The 20183-nt window shown below is 68.0% G+C and carries 21 protein-coding genes; 5 read left to right on the top strand and 16 right to left on the bottom strand.

Annotated features, from left to right (window positions below; all coding sequences use genetic code 11):
* Positions 1–185 precede the first annotated feature (185 nt).
* Both gcvH and gcvP read left to right on the top strand, forming a co-directional pair.
* Positions 186–578 (top strand): glycine cleavage system protein GcvH, encoded by a 393-nt coding sequence (gcvH, locus tag OCT48_RS09065; protein WP_183382454.1) that lies wholly within the window; start codon positions 186–188, stop codon positions 576–578.
* Between the two features lie 89 nt (positions 579–667).
* Positions 668–3562 carry an aminomethyl-transferring glycine dehydrogenase gene (gene gcvP, locus OCT48_RS09060; protein ID WP_263592362.1) on the top strand — a complete coding sequence of 965 codons (2895 nt, stop codon included), beginning with the start codon at positions 668–670 and terminating at the stop codon, positions 3560–3562.
* 70 nt (positions 3563–3632) lie between these two features.
* Here gcvP and OCT48_RS09055 read toward each other — a convergent pair whose 3' ends face one another.
* Complete coding sequence (locus OCT48_RS09055; RefSeq protein ID WP_263592361.1) at positions 3633–4565, bottom strand: LysR family transcriptional regulator; 933 nt, start codon at positions 4563–4565, stop codon at positions 3633–3635.
* A gap of 192 nt (positions 4566–4757) precedes the next feature.
* Here OCT48_RS09055 and ppnN point away from each other — a divergent pair, with 192 nt between their 5' ends.
* The gene (gene ppnN, locus OCT48_RS09050; RefSeq protein ID WP_318152607.1) at positions 4758–6119 is read left to right on the top strand and encodes a nucleotide 5'-monophosphate nucleosidase PpnN; all 1362 of its coding nucleotides are present in this window, start codon (positions 4758–4760) and stop codon (positions 6117–6119) included.
* Positions 6120–6313: 194 nt separating this feature from the next.
* On the opposite strand, the gene OCT48_RS09045 is transcribed toward ppnN, so the two are convergent.
* Together OCT48_RS09045 and OCT48_RS09040 are read right to left on the bottom strand one after the other, a co-directional pair.
* Positions 6314–6682, bottom strand: coding sequence for a hypothetical protein (locus tag OCT48_RS09045; protein ID WP_263592360.1), 369 nt, complete (start codon positions 6680–6682; stop codon positions 6314–6316).
* A 2-nt stretch (positions 6683–6684) separates the two neighbouring features.
* Positions 6685–7149, bottom strand: a complete 465-nt coding sequence (locus OCT48_RS09040; protein WP_183382458.1) for a flavodoxin domain-containing protein — start codon at positions 7147–7149, stop codon at positions 6685–6687.
* A 162-nt stretch (positions 7150–7311) separates the two neighbouring features.
* Between OCT48_RS09040 and OCT48_RS09035 the strand changes: the two genes are divergently transcribed.
* On the top strand, positions 7312–7518 hold the full coding sequence (locus OCT48_RS09035; RefSeq protein ID WP_263592359.1) for a DUF2788 domain-containing protein: 207 nt from the start codon (positions 7312–7314) through the stop codon (positions 7516–7518).
* Between the two features lie 71 nt (positions 7519–7589).
* Here OCT48_RS09035 and ihfA read toward each other — a convergent pair whose 3' ends face one another.
* The 13 genes from ihfA to OCT48_RS08970 form a co-directional block, all read right to left on the bottom strand.
* Positions 7590–7892 carry an integration host factor subunit alpha gene (ihfA, locus tag OCT48_RS09030; protein WP_183385408.1) on the bottom strand — a complete coding sequence of 101 codons (303 nt, stop codon included), beginning with the start codon at positions 7890–7892 and terminating at the stop codon, positions 7590–7592.
* A gap of 38 nt (positions 7893–7930) precedes the next feature.
* Positions 7931–10312 carry a phenylalanine--tRNA ligase subunit beta gene (gene pheT / locus OCT48_RS09025; RefSeq protein WP_263592358.1) on the bottom strand — a complete coding sequence of 794 codons (2382 nt, stop codon included), beginning with the start codon at positions 10310–10312 and terminating at the stop codon, positions 7931–7933.
* Positions 10313–10515: 203 nt separating this feature from the next.
* Entirely contained in the window at positions 10516–11535 is a 1020-nt protein-coding gene (gene pheS / locus OCT48_RS09020; RefSeq protein WP_263592357.1) for a phenylalanine--tRNA ligase subunit alpha, read from the bottom strand.
* 134 nt (positions 11536–11669) lie between these two features.
* Positions 11670–12023 (bottom strand): 50S ribosomal protein L20, encoded by a 354-nt coding sequence (rplT, locus tag OCT48_RS09015; protein WP_021817421.1) that lies wholly within the window; start codon positions 12021–12023, stop codon positions 11670–11672.
* Positions 12024–12060: 37 nt separating this feature from the next.
* Positions 12061–12255, bottom strand: a complete 195-nt coding sequence (rpmI, locus tag OCT48_RS09010) for a 50S ribosomal protein L35 (RefSeq protein ID WP_016854829.1) — start codon at positions 12253–12255, stop codon at positions 12061–12063.
* Between the two features lie 85 nt (positions 12256–12340).
* Positions 12341–12880, bottom strand: coding sequence for a translation initiation factor IF-3 (infC, locus tag OCT48_RS09005; RefSeq protein ID WP_263592600.1), 540 nt, complete (start codon positions 12878–12880; stop codon positions 12341–12343).
* Positions 12881–12915: 35 nt separating this feature from the next.
* Positions 12916–14814 (bottom strand): threonine--tRNA ligase, encoded by a 1899-nt coding sequence (gene thrS / locus OCT48_RS09000; protein WP_263592356.1) that lies wholly within the window; start codon positions 14812–14814, stop codon positions 12916–12918.
* A gap of 223 nt (positions 14815–15037) precedes the next feature.
* Entirely contained in the window at positions 15038–15859 is an 822-nt protein-coding gene (locus OCT48_RS08995; RefSeq protein WP_263592355.1) for an OmpA family protein, read from the bottom strand.
* Between the two features lie 280 nt (positions 15860–16139).
* The gene (locus OCT48_RS08990) at positions 16140–16607 is read right to left on the bottom strand and encodes a DUF2489 domain-containing protein (protein WP_263592354.1); all 468 of its coding nucleotides are present in this window, start codon (positions 16605–16607) and stop codon (positions 16140–16142) included.
* A gap of 135 nt (positions 16608–16742) precedes the next feature.
* Positions 16743–17660 carry a heme o synthase gene (gene cyoE, locus OCT48_RS08985; RefSeq protein WP_263592353.1) on the bottom strand — a complete coding sequence of 306 codons (918 nt, stop codon included), beginning with the start codon at positions 17658–17660 and terminating at the stop codon, positions 16743–16745.
* Entirely contained in the window at positions 17642–18712 is a 1071-nt protein-coding gene (locus OCT48_RS08980; protein ID WP_263592352.1) for a COX15/CtaA family protein, read from the bottom strand. Before OCT48_RS08980 ends, cyoE begins: the two co-directional genes overlap by 19 nt.
* Before the next feature lie 5 nt (positions 18713–18717).
* On the bottom strand, positions 18718–19254 hold the full coding sequence (locus OCT48_RS08975; RefSeq protein ID WP_263592351.1) for a hypothetical protein: 537 nt from the start codon (positions 19252–19254) through the stop codon (positions 18718–18720).
* Positions 19251–19976 (bottom strand): SURF1 family protein, encoded by a 726-nt coding sequence (locus OCT48_RS08970; protein ID WP_318152603.1) that lies wholly within the window; start codon positions 19974–19976, stop codon positions 19251–19253. The genes OCT48_RS08975 and OCT48_RS08970 overlap by 4 nt, the downstream gene beginning before the upstream one ends.
* Positions 19977–19986: 10 nt before the next feature.
* Between OCT48_RS08970 and OCT48_RS08965 the strand changes: the two genes are divergently transcribed.
* Positions 19987–20181 (top strand): DUF2909 domain-containing protein, encoded by a 195-nt coding sequence (locus tag OCT48_RS08965; RefSeq protein WP_263592349.1) that lies wholly within the window; start codon positions 19987–19989, stop codon positions 20179–20181.
* Positions 20182–20183: the final 2 nt, after the last annotated feature.

Here is a 20183-nt window from a genome sequence, read left to right as displayed (position 1 = left end):
GTGCGGCTCCTGCGCTCGGCGCACCGGGGCAACACGGAACTGGGCAAGACCCGCGACGGGCACCTAAGCTGGAGGTGGATCCTCCCGGTCACGGGGGAATCCGGGCGTACCGGGGCTCGCCAAACGGCCACGAGGGCGTTAGGATGCCCCCGCATCAGAAAACCTTTTTCGTATAGGAAATCGTTATGAGCTCTATCCCCGCCAACCTGCGTTATGCCGAAAGTCACGAGTGGGTGCTGGACAACGGTGACGGCACCGTGACCATCGGCATCACCGACCATGCCCAGCAGTCGCTGGGTGACGTGGTATTCGTCGAGCTGCCCGAAGTCGGGGCCACCCTGGCCAAGGGGGACGAGTTCGGGGTCGTCGAGTCGGTCAAGGCCGCCTCCGACCTCTACGCCCCGGTGTCCGGTGAGGTGGTGGCGGTCAACGAGGCCCTCGAGGACGCGCCGGAGTCCATCAACGAGTCGCCCTACGAGGACGCCTGGATCATGAAGGTGCGCATCGAGGACGCCGCCGCCCTCGACGACCTGATGGACGCCGACGCCTACGAGGCCGTGGCCGACGCCGACGACTGACCCCTCCCGGCGGACCCGACCGGCGGTCGGGTCCCGGCTTCCCGCTCTCCTGCCCGGACTCGGGTGACGACACGCAAACAGGGTATTCCATGGCTTTCGACAAACGCCGCCTGGCCGACCTGGCCAATCATGATGCTTTCATCCGTCGCCACAACGGCCCGGAGGCTTCCGACGTGGCCGCGATGCTGGCGACGCTGGACATGGACAGCATGGCCAGCCTCATCGAGCGCACCGTGCCGGCAGGCATCCGCCTGGGGCGTGAGCTGGATCTGGATCCGCCGCGCAGCGAGGCCGAGGCCCTGGACTATCTCTATCGCCTGGCTCGCCAGAACCGCGTGGCCAGGAGCTACATCGGCCAGGGCTACCATGACACCCACCTGCCGGCGGTCATCCAGCGCAACGTGCTGGAGAACCCGGGCTGGTACACGGCCTACACGCCCTACCAGCCGGAGATCTCCCAGGGCCGCCTGGAAGGCCTGCTGAACTTCCAGCAGATGATCATGGACCTCACCGGCATGGGCCTGGCCAATGCCTCGCTGCTCGACGAGGCCACCGCCGCCGCCGAAGCCATGGCGCTGTGCCGTCGCGCCAACAAGAAGGCCAGGACCGATGCCTTCTTCGTCGCCGACGATGTCTTCCCCCAGACCCTCGACGTGGTGCGCACCCGGGCTCACTACTTCGGCTTCGAGCTGATCGTCGGCCCGGCCGAGGAGCTGGCCGCCCACGACGTGTTCGGCGCCCTGCTGCAGTATCCCGGCGACGGCGGCCGGGTCCACGACCTGGCCCCGCTGCTGGCCGCGGCCAAGGACAAGGGCGTCATGACCTGCGTGGCCGCCGATATCATGTCGCTGGTGCTGCTGCGCGAGCCCGGCGCCCTGGGCGCCGACATGGTGGTCGGCTCGGCCCAGCGCTTCGGCGTGCCCATGGGCTTCGGCGGCCCCCACGCCGCCTTCTTCGCCACCACCGACAAGCTCAAGCGCTCGATCCCCGGCCGCATCATCGGCGTCTCGAAGGACAACCGCGGCCATACCGCCCTGCGCATGGCCATGCAGACCCGCGAGCAACACATCCGCCGCGAGAAGGCCACCTCCAACATCTGCACCGCCCAGGCGCTGCTGGCCAACATCGCCGGCTTCTATGCCGTCTACCATGGTGCCGAGGGGCTGCGCACCATCGCCGGGCGCATCCACCGCCTGACCACCATCCTCGCCGAGGGCCTGAGGCGCAGCGGCATCACCCTGGCCCACGACAGCTGGTTCGACACCCTGCGGCTGACCGGCGCGGATGCCTTCAAGATCCACGGCCGCGCCATGGCTCACGACGTCAACCTGCGCTACTTCGCGGGTGGCGACGTGGGCATCAGCCTCGACGAGACCACCACCGCCCACGACCTCGACCTGCTGTTCGACGTCCTGCTGGGCGAGGAGCATGGCCTGTCCGTGGCCGCCCTCGATGCCGAAATCGTCGCCGCCGGCAGGAGCGGCATCCCGGCGGCCAGCCGCCGCGAGTCCGAGTTCCTGACGCACCCCACCTTCCGTCGCTACCACAGCGAGACGGAAATGCTGCGCTACCTCAAGCGACTGGAGAACAAGGATCTCTCCCTGGCCCACGCCATGATCCCGCTGGGTTCGTGCACCATGAAGCTCAATGCCACCACGGAGATGATTCCCATCACCTGGCCGGAGCTCGCGCGCATCCACCCCTTCGCGCCCAAGGACCAGGTGGCCGGCTACAAGCAGATCATCGACGAACTGGCCGCCTTCCTGGTGGAGATCACCGGCTATGACCATATCTCCATGCAGCCCAACTCCGGCGCCCAGGGCGAATATGCCGGCCTGGTGGCGATCCGCCGCTACCAGGCGGCCCAGGGCCAGGGGCACCGTGACGTCTGCCTGATCCCCAGCTCCGCCCACGGCACCAACCCGGCGTCGGCGGCCATGGCCCACATGAAGGTGGTGGTGGTGGAGTGCGACGAGGACGGCAATATCGACCTCGCCGACCTGCGCGCCAAGGCCGAGCAGCACGACGACACCCTCTCGGCGATCATGCTCACCTACCCGTCCACCCACGGGGTCTTCGAGGAAGGCGTGCGCGAGGCCTGCGAGATCGTCCATGCCCATGGTGGCCAGGTGTACATCGATGGCGCCAACATGAACGCTCAGGTCGGCCTGGCTCGCCCCGGCGACTTCGGCGGCGACGTCAGCCACCTCAACCTGCACAAGACCTTCTGCATTCCCCACGGCGGCGGCGGCCCGGGCATGGGCCCGATCGGCGTCAAGGCCCACCTGGCGCCCTACGTCTCCAACCACGTGGTGCGCCCGCTGGACGGGGTCGAGGCGGATGCCGGCGCGGTCTCGGCGGCGCCCTTCGGCAGCGCCTCGATCCTGCCGATCTCCTGGGCCTACATCAAGATGATGGGCGCACGCGGCCTGCGCGAGGCCACCGAGCTGGCCATCCTCGGCGCCAACTACATCGCCCGCCGCCTGGGCGAGCACTACCCGGTGCTCTACAAGGGCGCCAATGGCACCGTGGCCCACGAGTGCATCATCGACATCCGTCCGCTCAAGGCGGCCTCGGGGATCAGCGAGGAGGATATCGCCAAGCGCCTGATGGACTACGGTTTCCACGCGCCGACCATGTCCTTCCCGGTGCCGGGCACGCTGATGATCGAGCCCACCGAATCGGAGTCGCGCCACGAGCTGGACCGCTTCTGCGACGCCATGATCGCCATCCGCGAGGAAGTAGCGCGGGTCGAGGCCGGCGAGTGGCCGGCGGACGACAACCCGCTGGTCAATGCCCCGCACACCATGGCCGACCTGATGGACGCGAACTGGGAGCGCCCCTACTCCCGCGAGCTCGGCGCCTTCCCCTCGGAGGCGGTCAAGGCCGCCAAGTACTGGCCGGCGGTGAACCGGGTCGACAACGTCCTGGGCGATCGCCAGCTGATCTGCTCCTGTCCGAGCATCGACGCCTACCGCGAGTGAGCTTGGCGCCCAGGAACGAGAAGCCCCGCCATGTGCGGGGCTTTTTCATGGACGAAGGGGCGGCTCCGACTCAGCCCAGGCGCTCGCCGGCCTCGGGCATCGGCAGCTCGCCATGGCCGTAACGCTCGTGACGGCGATGCTCCCGGAAGGCCTCCAGCAGCCGGGTATAGCGCCGCGGCATGCGGCTGCCTCGCCGGGTGACCAGGTAGAGGGTCTCATGGACCGGATACGGCAGCGACAGCTCCTTGACCTGACGCTGCCAGGGCGAGGTCTCCAGCACCAGACGCGAGACCACGGTGAAGCCCAGGCCCCGTGCCACGGCGTCCAGCACCATGCTCACCTCGTTGGTGAAGCCCTGGCGAGGAAAGTGGCTCATCGAGCGGAATTCCGCCGGGAAGTTGTGCCGCAGCAGCACCCCGGCATGGTTGACGCCATCGGAATAGCTGATGAAGCCGATGCCCATCAGGTCGGCCAGGCCGGTGCCGGCAAAGTCCGCCGGCACCACCAGGCAAAGCGGCTCCTGGTGCCAGGCCTCGCAGTCGATGTCCGGGTGGCGCACGGCCTCGGTGACGATGCCCAGGTCATGGCGCCCGGCCAGCACGTCGGTGACGATATCGTGATTGAAGGCGAAGCTGTAGCTGACCGTCAGCCCGGTGTACATCTGCTGCTGACCCAGGATGAAGGGATACAGCATCAGCCCGACGCTGCCCGGCGAGGCGAGGCGGCACTCGCCGCTGTCGAGGCTCTCGTCGTCGAGGGAGTGGCGGAACTGCTCGTGCTCGGCGAACAGCTTCAGGGCATAGTCGTAGGCGCGCCGCCCCGCCTCGGTGAGCACGAAACGCCGCCCCTGGCGGTCCAGCAGCGGCTTGCCCAGGTACTGCTCGAGCTTGCGCACGTGTTGGCTGACCCCCGGCTGGGTCATCTCGAGGCGCCGGGCCGTGCGCGTGAAGCTGCCGGTCTCGACGAGGGTGATGAAGGTACGGAAGTACTGGGCGTTGAACATGGCACGAACGTCGCTGGCAAGGGACCGGGCGCTACCATTCTACCAGCTCGCCCCCCGCACCGCAGCGCTGCCCGCGGCAAGGCGGCATGGTAGCATGAAGGCATCATCCATCGGCATCGCCGCACGGGTCGGCGAGCCAAGCCGCGGGCCCTAGCCGCCCGCCTCTATCCCCAGTGACACGGACGCCCTTGAATGGCCGACACCATCTCCAGCACCATCTCCCCGGAAGGCAGCCTCGAGATCCTCTCGCAGCACGAGGTCAACCGGCTGCATGACACCTCCCGCCGCGGGCTCCATGAGCTGCTGCGCAGCTGTGCCCTGGCCGTGCTCAACTCCGGCAACCCCACCGATGACGGTCTCGCCCTGATGGAGACCTATCCCGACTTCGACATCGAGGTGCTCCAGCAGGATCGCGGGGTCCGCCTCAAGCTGACCAACGCCCCCGCCGAGGCCTTCGTCGACGGCAAGATGATCCGCGGCATCCGCGAGCACCTGTCCTCGGTGCTGCGCGACATCGTCTACGTCTACAACGAGATCCAGACCCACCACCGCTTCGACCTGACCACCGCCGAGGGCACCACCAATGCGGTCTTCCACATCCTGCGCAAGGCCGGCACCCTGAAGCCGAGCCGCGACCCCAGCCTGGTGGTGTGCTGGGGCGGGCACTCGATCAGCCGTGAGGAATACGATTACACCAAGCACGTCGGCTACCATCTGGGCCTGCGTGAGCTGGACATCTGCACCGGCTGCGGACCGGGCGCCATGAAGGGGCCGATGAAGGGCGCCAACGTGGCCCATGCCAAGCAGCGCCGCAACGAGGGCCGCTACCTCGGCGTCTCGGAGCCCGGCATCATCGCCGCCGAGGCACCGAACCCGATCGTCAACGAGCTGGTGGTGATGCCCGATATCGAGAAGCGCCTGGAGGCCTTCGTGCGCCTGGGCCACGGCATCATCGTCTTTCCCGGCGGCGTGGGCACCGCCGAGGAGATCCTCTATCTGCTCGGCATCCTGCTGCACCCGGACAACGCCGACATGGAGCTGCCGGTGATCCTGACCGGTCCCGCGGATTCCGCCGACTACTTCCAGCGGATCGACGAGTTCCTGGTCTACACCCTGGGCGAATCCGTGCGCCGCCTGTACCGCATCATCATCGACGACCCCATCGAGGTCGCCCGCACCATGCGCAAGGGCATCGACGATGTCACCGAGTACCGCCGCGCCCGCCAGGACGCCTTCTACTACAACTGGCGGCTGACCGTGGCCCGGGACTTCCAGGAGACCTTCGATCCCAGCCACGAGTCCATGGCCGGCCTGGCCCTGCACCGCAACCAGCCGGTGCACGAGCTCGCCGCCAACCTCCGCCGGGCCTTCTCGGGCATCGTCGCCGGCAACGTCAAGGAGCGCGGCATTCGCCTGATCGAGGCCCATGGCCCCTTCCGACTCAGCGCCGAACCCGAGCTGATGGCCCGGCTGGACGAACTGCTGGGCTCCTTCGTGGCCCAGGGCCGCATGAAGCTTGCCGGCGAGTACGAGCCCTGCTACACGCTGGGTTAAGCGAGGGGACGAGGGGACGAGGGGACGAGGGGACGAGAGTGAAGAGTGAAGAGTGAAGAGTGAAGAGTGAAGAGTGAAGAGTGAAGAGTGAAGAGTGAAGAGTGAAGAGTGAAGCAGGCAGGAGAACCCTGCCGATCGCAGTTCTCAACGCTTCGCTCTTCTTCCTCGCCGCTTTTCGTCTTCCCTCTTGCGTCTTATCTCTCGTCGAACGGCTTCCACCAGAGGCCGAGGGCGTGCAGCAGCAACCCCGCGGTGGCGCCATGGGACACCAGGAGCGCCCAGCCTCGCCAGCCGGCCGCCAGCAGCTGCCAGCCCGCGGTGACCAGGACCCCGACCACCAGGCAGACCACCAGGCGCCGAAGCAAGACGGGCAGGCGCCCGCGAGCCTCGGCGGCCAGCAGGCGCCACTGGGCCAGCGCCACGCCGCTCACCACCACCAGGGCGATCCCCAGCAGCGTCAGGCGGCTCTGCTGGCCGTCCATCAGGTAGCGCGGCAGGCTGACCAGCATGACGGCGGCGAGTCCCAGCAGCAGGCTCAACCGCTCCGGCGTCGGCACCGCCATGCTCAGGCGACCTTGAGTTGCTGGGCCTCGATCCACTCCTCGACCCAGGGCAGGGCCTCGTCGTCGGCCATGAAGGTTTCCATGGCGTCCACCTCGAGGCGCTCGCCCAGGCGCGACGCTCCCTGGCCCTGGAGCAGTTCGTCGAGGCTGCGACCGGCCCCGCAGTAGGAGTCGACGTAAGAACTGTCGCCGAGGGCGATCAGCCCGTAGCGCAGCGAGCCGAGTCCGGGGCTCCGGGTCTCCAGCTCGCGCACGAAGGGCACGATGTTGCCGGGGTAGTCGCCGCTGCCGGTGGTCGAGACGCAGAACAGCGCCAGGTCGGTGGGCGACCCGGTCAGGTCGTCCAGGGTCGGCTGATCATAGATGGCGACCTCATAACCGGCCTCCTCGAACAGCGGCTTGACCTGCTCGGCCACGTCCAGGGCGCCGCCATACATGGTACCGACGAAGATCTTCAGCATGGGCATGTCGTGGAATTACCTGAGAATTTCTCTCGGATACTAACACGGGGCGGCCCCGCCCCGCATCCCGGCGGGTGGGGCAGCGTGCCGCGCCCGGCCACCTGCGAGCGCCCCGGAGACCGGGTATAATGGTTGGCCTCGATTTCCCACCCTCTGCCCGGAGGCAAGATGCAACAGACCTTCGAAGCCTGGATCACGCCGCTGATGATCGGCGGCCTGATGCTGTTCATGTGCTTCATCATCTGGGACCTCGCCAAGCAGTCCCGGGCCGGCCGCTTCGGCACCATCATGCTCTTCGTGGTGCTCGGCGCCGGCATGCTCGGTTATGTCTTCAAGGTGGTGATCACCTGGGCCCTGGAGAACGGCATCATCTAGATCCAGCCGGATCTCGGAGACGAAATAACGACGCCACCCCGAGGGGTGGCGTCGTCGTCAACGGCCGGGCGTCAGCGCTCCTCGGGATGGTAGTCCTCGACCTGGGTCTTGAGCTTCTGCCCGGGCCGGAAGGTCACCACACGCCGGGCCGAGATGGGGATCTCCTCGCCGGTCTTGGGATTCCGCCCGGGCCGCTCGCGCTTGTCGCGCAGGTCGAAGTTGCCGAAACCCGACAGCTTGACCTGCTCGTTCTCGCGCAGGCAGCCGCGGATCTCCTCGAAGAAGGCCTCCACCATGGACTTGGCCTCGCGCTTGGACAGGCCGAGTTCGGCGTGCAGGTGTTCGGCCAGTTCGGCCTTGGTCAACGCCCCCATGTCGCTTTCCTCACGCTGATGGCCGACCTCCCTCGTCGTCATGCGCGAAGCTCGGCACCCAGGTGCAGCCGTGACTCCTCGACGATGGCATCGACCAACTGATTGATTTCATCGTCATTTAGCGTGCGCGAAGGATGCTGCCAGGTCAAGCCCAGGGCCACGCTCTTGCGTCCTTCCGGCACCCCCGTGCCCTGGTAGACGTCGAACAGGCGCGCTTCCACGAGCCATTCCCCGGCCTGGTCACGCAGGGTATCGAGCAGCGCCTGCACCGGCAGGTCGGCATCGACCAGGAAGGCCAGGTCGCGGCGCACCTCCGGATAGCGCGACAACGGCCGGAAGGCCGGCACCTTGCCGTGGGTCAGGGCGTCCAGGCGCACCTCGAAGAGCAGCGCATCCACCTTCAGCCCCAGCCTGGCCCGCACCGCCGGATGCAGGGTACCGATCCAGCCGGCCTCCTCGCCGCGGTAGAGGATGCGCGCGCACTGCCCGGGGTGCAGGGCGGCATGCTCCCCGGGCTCGAAGCGCCAGGCCTCGGGCTCGCCGCCCATGGCCAGCAGGCTTTCCAGGTCGCCCTTGAGGTCGAAGAAGTCGACCCTGTCCTTGCCGCCGCTCCAGCCTTCGGGCTCGCGGGCGCCGCAGACCAGGGCGCCCAGCATCGGCACCTGGCTCAGCGCATCCAGCTCGCCGCGGAACACCAGTCCGGTCTCGAACAGCCGCACCCGGGTCTGCTGGCGGTTCAGGTTGTGCTGCAGGGCCCGCACCAGGCCCGGGAAGAGGCTCGCCCGCATCACCGAGAGGTCGCTGGAGATGGGATTGGCCAGCGTCGGCGAGACGGCCTCGGGCAACAGGGCCGCCTGCAGCTCGGGGGCGACGAAGCTGTAGGTGACCGCCTCGAAGTAGCCCCGGGCCACCAACTGGCGACGCAGCCGCGCCAGCGGCGTGCGCGCCTCGTGATCGGGGCGCAGGCCCAGTCGCGCCTGGGGACGACGCACCGGCAGGCGGTTGTAGCCGTGGATGCGGGCCACTTCCTCGATCAGGTCCTCCTCGATGGCGACATCGAAGCGCCAGCTCGGTACCCGCACGCGCCAGCCCTCCTCGCCGGCCTCCACCGCCATGCCGAGACGCTCGAGGATCTCGCCGACATCCTCCGCGGGCAGCACCTTGTCGAGCGCCTGGTCGAGACGGGCCCGGCGCAGCAGCACCTCGCGCTCGCCGGGCAGGCGATCGGTATCGACGACCTCGACCAGCGGCCCGGCCTCGCCGCCGGTGATCTCCAGCAGCAGGGCCGTGGCCCGCTCGGCGGCCTCGCGGGCCAGGGTCGGGTCGACGCCGCGCTCGAAGCGATGGGAGGCATCGGTGTGCAGGCCATAGGCGCGCGCCTGGCCGGCCACGGTCAGCGGCGAGAAGTGCGCCGACTCCAGGAAGATGTCCCGGGTCTCGGCGTTCACGCCGGAGTGCTCGCCGCCCATGACCCCCGCGATGGCCAGCGGGCCGCGCTCGTCGGCGATGACCAGGGTGCCGTCGCCCAGCGTGATCTCCTGGCCGTCGAGCAACACCAGGCGCTCGCCCTGCCGCGCCTGGCGGACCACCACGGCGCCCTGCAGGTTGGCGCGGTCGAAGGCATGCAGGGGCTGGCCGAGTTCGAGCATCACGTAGTTGGTGACATCAACCACCGGGTCGATGGCGCGGATGCCGCCGCGACGCAGCCGCTCGACCATCCACAAGGGCGTCTCCGCGGTCACGTCGACGCCCTTGATCAGCCGTCCCAGGTAGCGCGGACAGCCCTCGGCGTCCTCGACGCGCACCGGGAAGGTCTCGTCGTGGACCGGGGCCACCGGCGTGATACTCGGTCCTTCGACCGCCAGGCGGTTGAGCACGCCGACCTCTCGGGCCATGCCCTTCACGCTCAGGCAGTCGCCGCGGTTGGGCGTGAGGTCGACCTCGATGGTGTGATCATCCAGGCCCAGGAAGTCCCGGAAGTCCTCGCCCGCCGGCGCCCCGACCGGCAGCACCAGGATGCCCTCGGAGGTCTCCTCCGCCAGCCCCAGTTCCGAGGCGGAGCAGATCATGCCGCGGGACTCGACCCCGCGCAGCTTGGCCTTCTTGATCTTGAAGTCGCCGGGCAGCACCCCGCCGACCCGGGCGAAGGGCACCTTCTGGCCCTCGGCCACGTTGGGCGCGCCGCAGACCACCGGCACCGGCTCGCCGCTGCCGTCGTCGACCTGGCAGACGCTGAGCTTGTCGGCGTCCGGGTGCGGGGCCTTGGCGACGACCTCGGCCACCACCACGCCCTCGAAGGCGGACGCCACGGGCTCGATGGCATCGACCTCCAGGCCGGCCATGGTGATCTGGTCGGCCAGGGCCTGGGTCGACAGCGCCGGGGAGACCCATTCACGCAGCCACTGTTCGGAAAATTTCATGACAAATCCTATCGCTGTGGTCTCAGGGCTCTCGCCGTCCAGTGGATGTCGGAGCTGATTCGGCGACAGGTCTGCGAGGGGGCGCTGTAAACCCTTCCCTGGGCGCTACCGACGCCATTCCTGGCGTAGGACCCCCTCTTGGACCTGTCCCCGACGCTCTCGTCAGCCCAACGACGATTACCCTGGCTGTGTTCTTGAGACGTTCAGGCGAACTGCTTGAGAAAGCGCAGGTCGTTGTCGAAGAACAGCCGCAGGTCGTTGACCCCGTAACGCAGCATCGCCAGGCGCTCGGCGCCCATGCCGAAGGCGAAGCCGGTGTAGCGCTCGGTGTCGATGCCGGAGTGGCGGAAGACTTCCGGATGCACCATGCCGCAGCCCATCACCTCCAGCCAGCCGCTGTGCGAGCAGACCCGGCAGCCATCGCCGTTGCACATCACGCACTGGATATCCACCTCCGCCGACGGCTCGGTGAAGGGGAAATAGGACGGGCGGAAGCGCACCGAAAGGTCCTCGCGCTCGAAGAAGGCGTGCAGAAAGTCCTCGATGGTGCCCTTGAGGTCGGCGAAGCTGACGCCCTCGTCCACCAGCAGCCCCTCGACCTGGTGGAACATCGGGGTATGCGTCAGGTCCGAGTCGCTGCGATAGACCCGCCCCGGGCAGACGATGCGGATCGGCGGCTCGGCCTCCTTCATGGTACGCACCTGGACCGGCGAGGTGTGGGTGCGCAGCAGCCGGGTGGCATCGAAGTAGAAGGTGTCGGCCATGCCCCGCGCCGGGTGGTGGGCGGGAATGTTGAGTGCCTCGAAGTTGTGGTAGTCGTCCTCGATCTCCGGGCCGACCGCCACGTCGTAGCCGATGCGGGTGAACAGCCCCTCGATGCGCTCCAGGGTGCGGGTCACCGGGTGCAGGCCGCCGCTCGGCTGACCGCGACCGGGCAGGGTCACATCGATGCGCTCGGCGGCCAGGCGGGCTTCCAGGGCGGCCTTCTCCAGGGTCTGACGGCGCTCGTCGAGTTCCTCGGCCAGGGCCTGCTTGGCCTGGTTGATGCGCTCGCCGGCGGCCGGGCGCTCATCCGCCGGCAGCTTGCCGAGGCCCTTGAGCAGCGCGGTGATCTCGCCCTTCTTGCCGAGGTAGCGCACGCGCAGCTCGTCCAGCGCGGCCATGTCGTCGGCGGCGTGGATGGCGTCGCGGGCCTCGGCGACCAGAGTGGGAAGGTGGTCCATCCGTTGATGCTCCGAAGTATTGAGCTTGCTTTGTCGCATGCGAAAAAAACAGGGGAAGAGCGGCTGCTCTTCCCCTGCGACGATCATCGGGACGGCACGCACCGTGGTCCGCACCCTCCCGGAATCGAGACCACTTACTGGGCAGCCTTGGCCTTCTCGACGATGGCAGCAAAGGCGGCCTTCTCGTGAACGGCCAGGTCGGCGAGCACCTTGCGGTCGATCTCGATGCCGGCCTTCTTCAGCCCGCCGACGAAGCGGCTGTAGGACAGACCGTGCTGACGGGCACCGGCGTTGATGCGCTGGATCCACAGGGCGCGGAACTGACGCTTGCGCTGGCGACGGTCACGGTAGGCATACTGACCGGCCTTGATGACGGCCTGCTTGGCCACGCGGAAGACGCGTGAACGGGCACCGTAGTAGCCCTTGGCCTGCTTGAGGATCTTCTTGTGACGGCGACGTGCAACGACGCCACGCTTGACGCGAGTCATGGCTTACTCCTGACGGTAGAGGGTTGCGACCAAGGGGTTACAGGTTCGGCAGCATGCGCTGCACGAGCTGCTTGTCGGCGTCGTGGATCTGCTTCATACCACGCAGCTGACGCTTCCGCTTGGTGGACTTCTTGGTCAGGATGTGACTGCGAAACGACTGCTTGTGCTTGAAGCCGTTGGCCGTCTTCTTGAAGCGCTTGGCAGCGCCGCTGTTGCTCTTGATTTTCGGCATGAGATGAACTCCGCTCGAGATTCTTTAGAAAATCCGGGGCCGATGGCCGGCGTCTCGCCGGCCACCCGTTGAACGGGCCGTCGGATCACTTCTTCTTGGGGGCAATGATCATGATCATCTGGCGCCCTTCCATCTTGGGGAAGGACTCCACGGTACCGATCTCCTCGAGATCGGCGGCGATCCGCTCCATCAGCTTGCGACCGAGGTCCTGATGGGCCATCTCGCGACCGCGGAAACGCAGCGTGACCTTGCCCTTGTCGCCACCTTCGAGGAAGCGTACCAGGTTCTTCATCTTCACCTGGTAGTCGCCCTCGTCGGTGCCAGGCCGGAACTTGACTTCCTTGACCTGAATCTGCTTCGTCTTCTTCTTCTGTGCCGCCTTCTGTTTCTTCTGCTCGAAGACGAACTTGCCGTAATCCATGATCTTGCAGACGATCGGATCGGCATTGGAAATCTGGACGAGGTCCATACCGGCCGCCTCGGCGCGCTCCAGCGCTTCGCTGGTGGGCACGATGCCCAGCTGCTCGCCGTCATTGTCGATCAGGCGAACCTGATCCTCGGTAATGCGCTCGTTCATCGGGGGGCGCTTGTCCTGCGGGCGCCCTCTAGGGTTGCTTCGCTTGATGGTTCCGACTCCACTTTCGCTTAGGGAAGATGTCGCTATTGCCGCTCGGCCCGTACCAGGTCGATGAAGGCGTCCACCGTCATGATACCGAGATCTTCGCCAGTGCGGGTTCGCACGGCCACCGAGTCGGCCTCGACTTCCTTATCTCCCACCACCAGGAGATAGGGGACCTTCTGCAACGTATGCTCGCGGATTTTAAAGCCGATCTTCTCGTTCCTCAAGTCCGCCTTGACGCGCAGGCCGATTTTTTGCAGCCGTTGCTCGAGGTCGAGGGCATGATCACGCTGGGCATCGGTGATCGTCAACACCGCCGCCTGCTGCGGGGCCAGCCACAGCGGCATGGCACCGGCGTAGTGCTCGATGAGGATGCCCAGGAAGCGCTCGAAGGAGCCGAGGATGGCACGATGCAGCATCACCGGGGTCTTGCGCGCCCCGTCCTCGTCGACGAACTGGGCGCCCAGGCGACCCGGCAGGTTGAAGTCCAGCTGCAGGGTGCCGCACTGCCAGACGCGGTTGAGGCAGTCGCGCAGGGAGAACTCGATCTTGGGCCCGTAGAAGGCGCCCTCCCCCGGCTGCAGCTCCCAGTCCAGGCCGGTGGCGTCCAGGGCGGCCTCGAGGCCCGCCTCGGCCCGATCCCAGAGCTCCGGCTCGCCCATGAAGCCCTCGGGGCGGGTCGACAGCTTGAGCTCCACGTCCTCGAAGCCCAGCTCCCGGTAGACCTTGAGCGTCAGGGCGATGAAGGCCTCGGCCTCGGACTGGATCTGGCCCTCGGTGCAGAAGATATGGGCATCGTCCTGGGTGAAGCCGCGCACGCGCATCAGGCCGTGCAATGAGCCGGAAGGCTCGTTGCGGTGACAGCTGCCGAACTCGGCCAGGCGCAGCGGCAGGTCACGGTAGCTCTTCAGGCCCTGGTTGAACACCTGCACGTGGCACGGGCAGTTCATGGGCTTGACCGCGTACTCGCGCTTCTCGGACTCGGTGGTGAACATCAGGTCGCTGTAATGGCCCCAGTGACCGGAGGCCTTCCACAGCGAGAGGTCGACGACCTGGGGCGTCTTGATCTCCTGGTAGCCGTTCTCGATCTGCACCCGGCGCATGTACTGCTCGAGGGCCTGGTAGATGGTCCAGCCGTTGGGGTGCCAGAAGACCATGCCCGGGGCCTCTTCCTGCAAGTGGAAGAGGTCCATCTTGCGGGCCAGCTTGCGGTGGTCGCGCTTCTCGGCCTCCTCGAGGCGCTTGAGGTAGCCCTTGAGCTGCTTCTTGTCGCCCCAGGCGGTGCCGTAGATGCGGGTCAGCATGGGACGCTCGGCGTCCCCCCGCCAGTAGGCACCGGCCAGCTTGGTGAGCTTGAACGCCTTGAGGTGCCGGGTATTGGGCACGTGCGGCCCCCGGCACATGTCGGTGTATTCCTGGTGATGGTAGAGACGAATCGTCTCGCCCTCGGGAATCTCGCGGACGATCTCCTGCTTGTACGGCTCCTCGCGGTGCAGGAAGGTCAGCATCGCCTGGTCGCGGTCGACGTACTCGCGGACCACGTCGTAGCCCGTGTCGATCAGCGCCTTCATGCGCTGCTCGATGGCCTCGAGGTCCTCGGGGGTCACCGAGCGGCCGAAGTCGATATCGTAGTAGAAACCGTCCTCGATCACCGGACCGATGGCCATCTTGGCATCGGGATAGAGCTGCTTGACGGCGTGGCCGATCAGGTGGGCACAGGAGTGGCGAATGATCTCCAGCCCCTCCTCATCACGCGCGGTGATGATGGCCACCTCGGCGTCATGGTCGATGATGTCCGCGGCATCCACCAGCACGCCGTCGATGCGGCCGGCCACGCAGGCCTTGGCCAGGCCGGTGCCGATGCTCTCGGCCAGCTGCATCACGGTGAGCGGTTCGTCGAAGGATCTCTGGCTGCCGTCCGGCAGGGTCACGATGGGCATGATGAAGAGGTTCCTTGTGCGCAGTGGTGATCCATACCAGGGATCACGTGTCGCCAGAAAGAATGGTCGTCGGGGCGCTCGAAAAAGCGCCGCCTAGCCTAGCAGACGCCCCCCCTCGACGCCATGGCCGGCGGTGGAGGCACCACGAAAAGAGGCGCCCGAAGGCGCCTCCCAGAGACTCGACATGCCCCGGCGAGCCGGGGCATGAGGGGTCAACGCGGGATCACTCCCACTCGCCCAGCTCCACGCGGCGGTTCTCGGCGCGGCCGGCGTCGGTATCGTTGGTCGCGACCGGCTGCGACTCACCATAGCCGATGGTGCGCATGCGGTTGCGATCGACACCCTGGGTCGCCAGGTAGTCGGCGACGGAGTCGGCACGACGCTGGGACAGATCCTCGTTGTAGGCTTCGCTGCCCACGGAGTCGGTGTGGCCCTCGATGCGCACACGAACGTTCTCGTTGGCGCGCAGCTTCTCGGCGACATCGGCCAGGATCTGCTCGGCGCCCATGGTCAGCGTGGCGGAGTCGAACTCGAAGTTGACGTCACGCAGCACCAGGTCTTCCTCGCAGCCCAGGGCATTGACCTCGGCACCGGCCGGGGTACCCGGGCACTGGTCCTGGAAGTCCGGCACGCCGTCGCCGTCGGAATCCAGCGGGCAGCCGACGGCATCCACGGCCACACCGGCCGGGGTGCCCGGACACTGGTCGTTGGCATCGATGACGCCGTCACCGTCGGTGTCGCGCGCCTCCCGGTCGGGCGCCGGAGTGCGATTGGGCTCGGCACACAGCAGCGCACCGATGGTGGCCCCGGCGGTGCTGCCGATGGCCGCGCCCTGGTCCTCGTCGGACTCACTGCTGGTGGCATAGCCGATGCCGCCGCCGACCACGCCGCCGGCCAGGCCACAGACGAAGGGGTGCTGGTACCAGGCGCGATCGGAGGATGCGGTATCCCCCATGCCGGAAGATTGAGAGGCCGAGCTGGCGCAGCCGGAAAGGCCGACAACCAGAGCGGAACCGAGCAGCAAGCCAGTCGTTGATTTCTTCATGTAAGACTCCTTCTTGACACAAATTCTGGCATGGGCGACGTCAGCGAAGCCATCCAGTAAGCAGTGGGTCCGATCTGCGGTTCAGGCGAGGCGAGCAAACCCCGCCCTCTCCGACCAAGAAAGCACGGATATGCCTTTTCAGCCAGTCAACGCCGCGAGATGACTGCGGACTCCTTCCACATATCAGCCATCTACGGCTCGGGGGCAAGCTTGCCGAAGTCTGACGGATGATGCAATCAAAAGGGCCGTCAGGCGCCGATAATGACGCCCTTGACCGGGCTCAATGCAGCGACCCGGGCCAGCCCCGTCGAAAGCTGACCACGGCGCCGGCCGCCTCGAGGACGGCATCGCGCAGCTCGTCCTCGACGGCCAGTCGCTCGCGGTCCTCGTGGAAGCGGGCCTTGGGGCTCAGGGCCTGGCGGGCGGAGTGGGTATGCAGATGGCGGGTGCGACTGTGCACCTCACCGAAGGCGCGGAACTCGGGACGCTCGATCAGGCTCGGGTCGAGGATCTCGAGCAGGGTCTTGCAGCGCCAGGCGCCCTCGGTGATGTCCACCTGTTGCTGCATCAGGGCCGAGGCGACCAGCTCGAGGTTCTCGAGGCAGTTCTCGTGGGCCCGGCGCAGTTCCTCCTCGCGGAAGTCCCGGCGACGTCTCACTTCCCGCCACAGGGTGACGGCATAGGCCCCGAGGCCGGCCACGACGGCCAGGGCAAGGCCGAGCAGGATCAGCGCGGTGGTGGTGGTCATGGGTAGCTTCCCGGCGAGCGTTGAATGGACAGCGCATTCTATACTGCCCGAGGGATGCGTCCCAAACCCGTGATTGCCATGTGCTTGCCTGCCACCTCCCCGCTGCCGCTGGTGCTGGTCGCTGCGTCCCGCCGGCTACACCGGCCAGGCCACGGCGTAGTGATCCAGCAGCAGGATCCCGAACACGCCGAGGATGTAGCGGATCGAGAACCAGAAGGCGGCGATCGGCGCGGCCGGGTCGCGGCCGCGCCAGACACGCCAGTTCCACACCATGAAGCGGGCATTCAGGGCCAGCACTCCGACCAGGTACAGCGCCCCGCTCATGCCGATGACGAAGGGCAGCATCGTCACCGCCACCGTGAGCCAGCCATACAGCCACACCTGGAGCCGGGTGAAGGCCTCGCCATGGGTGACGGGCAGCATCGGCACCCCGGCCCGGGCATACTCGTCCCGCTTGTGGATGGCCAGGGCCCAGAAGTGCGGCGGCGTCCAGGCGAACACGATCAGCATCAGCAGCAGCGGCTCGGGCCCCAGCTGGCCCGTCACCGCGGTCCAGCCCAGCAGCGGGGGGGCCGCCCCCGCCACCCCGCCGATGACGATGTTCTGCGGGGTGGCCCGCTTGAGGAAGGCGGTATAGACCAGGGCATAACCGATCAACGAGGCCAGGGTCAGCCAGGCCGTCAGGGCATTGACCTGCCAGTGCAACAGCGAGATCCCGGCCACCGACAGCAGCGTCGCCCAGCCCAGCGCCAGCGGGGTCGGCAGGCGCCGGCTGGCCAGCGGCCGTCGCGCGGTGCGCAGCATCAAAGCGTCCAGCCGTCGATCGACCACGTGGTTGAAGGCCGCCGCCCCGCCGGCCGCCAGGCCGATGCCGGCCAGCCCGAACACCAGGGCGCCCGCTCCCGGCCAGGGCCCGGCCAGCAACATGCCGACCAGGCTGCAGACCAGCATCACCACCACCACCCGGGGCTTGCACAGGGTGAGGAGGTCGCGCCAGGTCCAGGTCGCGCTCCCCTCGAGGCGCGTCTGCGCCATCACGATACCGTCAGGCATGACTCCCCTCCTTTCGCGTGTTGTCGAGTGGTCGCCGCGTCGCGGGCGGCCGGCCAGCGCCAGTGCCAGACCGCCAGCACCATGGCGGCGACCAGCACCACCGCCCCGGCGGTGTGCATCAGCGCGAGCCACAGCGGCAGCCACAGCAGCACATTGGCGATGCCGAGGGAGGCCTGCAGCAGGCAGGCGCTGCAAAGCATGCCGAGCCAGCCGCGCAGCCGCGGATCACGCCGGTGGCGCAACCCGAGGGTCAGCAGGCAGGCCACCAGGGCCAGGGCGCCGAGGCGGTGGCCGACCTGGATGGCCGAGCGGGCCTCGGCATGGAGCTGGCCATGCAGGTAGCTGGGGCCCACGGTCTGGGCCAGGTTGAAGCCTTCGCGCCAGTCCAGCGCCGGCCACCATTGGGTGTTGCAGGTGGGGAAGCCCTGGCAGGCGATGCCGGCATAGTTGCTCGAGGTCCAGCCACCCAGGGCCAGCTGGCCCACCAGCAACACCACGGCCGCCGACCACAGTGGCGTCAGGCGCCGGGGGGACGGCGAGGCCGCACCGGCGATCAGCCGTCGCAAGCGCAGGTGCAGCCACAGGAAGAGCCCCATGATGGCGAGGCCGCCGAGCAGGTGCAGGGTCACCACCTGGGGCCACAGCTTGAGGGTGACGGTGAAGGCCCCGAAGGCGCCCTGCAGCAGGATCGCCCCGAACAGGCCCAGGGACAGCCACCAGGGATAACCGACGCGGCGACGCAGGGAAGCGCCCAGCACGACCACGGCGATGACCAGCAGCCCGAGGGTGGACGCCAGGTAGCGGTGGATCATTTCCATCCAGGCCTTGGCGGCTTCCAGCGGGACCTCCGGCGTGTGCGCCATGGCCCGCCCGGCATCCGGTACCACCAGGGCCCCATAGCAGCCCGGCCAGTCGGGACAGCCCAGCCCGGCATCCACCAGCCGGGTCCAGGCCCCGGCCAGGACCACCAGGGCCGTGAACACGGCCCCCAGCAGGGTCAGCCGACACAACCAGCGCAGTCGGCGTCGCTCACGCTCCCGCTCCTCGACCATGGCCCTCACTCCGCATGGAGCCGCGCCAGGGGCGGCTCGGGATTGAGGCGCAGCAACCGCTCGACGTCCTCGAGGACCTGTGCGGTCTCGACATCGGCCCCATAGCGCAGCACCGCCCGGCCCTCGGGATCGAGAATCCATAGCGCGCCCGGCACCCGCCACGCCGGCGCTGCGCCCGTCCAGGCGGCGACGGCCTCGCCCGGCAGCGCCGGGGCGCTGCCGCCGATGCGCAGACGGCTGACCCGGTGGGCATCGCGCCCCAGGGCGCGGTGCAGCCGCCACCAGCGATCGGCCGCCTGCGGGCAAGACTGCGGACAATCGAAGGCCAGCAGCCAGTCATCGGCGCCGTCCTTGGCCACCCCGGTCAGCGGCCAACTCGCCAGCCCCGGGACCTCGGGATGCAGGGTGCCGTGGGCGGTGCGCCCCTCGGGAATGCCCAGGCGCCACTCCACCATGCCCCAGGCCATGGCCATGGGCAGCGTGAAGACCGCGAACAGGGCGGCCAGCTTGAGCCGGGAACGGACGGGACGGGACAGGCTCATGGGTGCGCCTCCTCGGGGGATCGTTGACAGGCACGGCCGTCTCGACGCAGCCGGCGGCCACCGACGACCATCATCACCAGGGCGGCCAGGGCAAGCCCCCACCACTGAACGGCGTAGCCGAGATGACGGGCCGGGGGCAGGACGTTGGGCTGCCACCAGGAGGCGAGATGGCCGGGGCCGCTCTCCAAGTGTAGCCAGCCGGCATGGGCGAAGGCCCCCGGGGACGGCCAGGCGGCCAGGTCGATGCGCTGCAGCCGCTGGCCCTCGCGGTTGGGCCCGAACACCGGGGCCGCCTCGCCGGCGACCTGCCAGCGCCCCCGCAGCCGGACCGTCCCCTCGGGGGTGGCCACGGCGGGCGTCGCCCGGCTCGGGCCGGTGGCCAGGAAGCCGCGCTCGACCAGCCACAGACGGCCATCCTCGCCGCGCAATGGCGTCAGCACCGCCACCCCGAGCCGGCCATCATGGGTCCGGTTATCCAGAAACAGCGTCTCGTCGGCGAGGTATTCCCCCTCCAGGGTCAGGCGGGCCCCGTTCGGGGGCGCCGTCCGAGGGGCCTCCAGGCGCGGCGCCGACGCGAAGCTCGCCAGCATCTCCCGCTTGTCGGCGGCCCGCTCCCACTGCCATAGTCCCAGTGCCAGCCCCAGTCCCACCAGGCAGGTCCAGAACCCGCACCAGATGGTCAGGCGCCGACCGGCAGGCCGCTTGGTGGATGACCCTTTCACGGAGTGTTCCATGCTGCTCAAGACCCTGATTGCCTTCGTCTTTCTTACAATGGTGGCGAGCCTTGCGGCCGGTGCCGGCTTCCTGATCAAGGACGGCGGTCGCTCGCGGCGGGTGCTCGTCTCCCTCAAGCTTCGGGTGGGCCTGGCGGCGCTGCTGATGACCCTGCTCGTCTACGGCTTCTACATCGGCGACCTCGCCGGCTGAGG

This window comes from Halomonas sp. M4R1S46, from assembly GCF_025725685.1.
In the GTDB taxonomy this organism is placed as follows: domain Bacteria; phylum Pseudomonadota; class Gammaproteobacteria; order Pseudomonadales; family Halomonadaceae; genus Halomonas.
The sequence above is the reverse complement of the archived record's forward strand: the minus strand, read 5'-3'. Positions and strand labels throughout refer to the sequence as shown.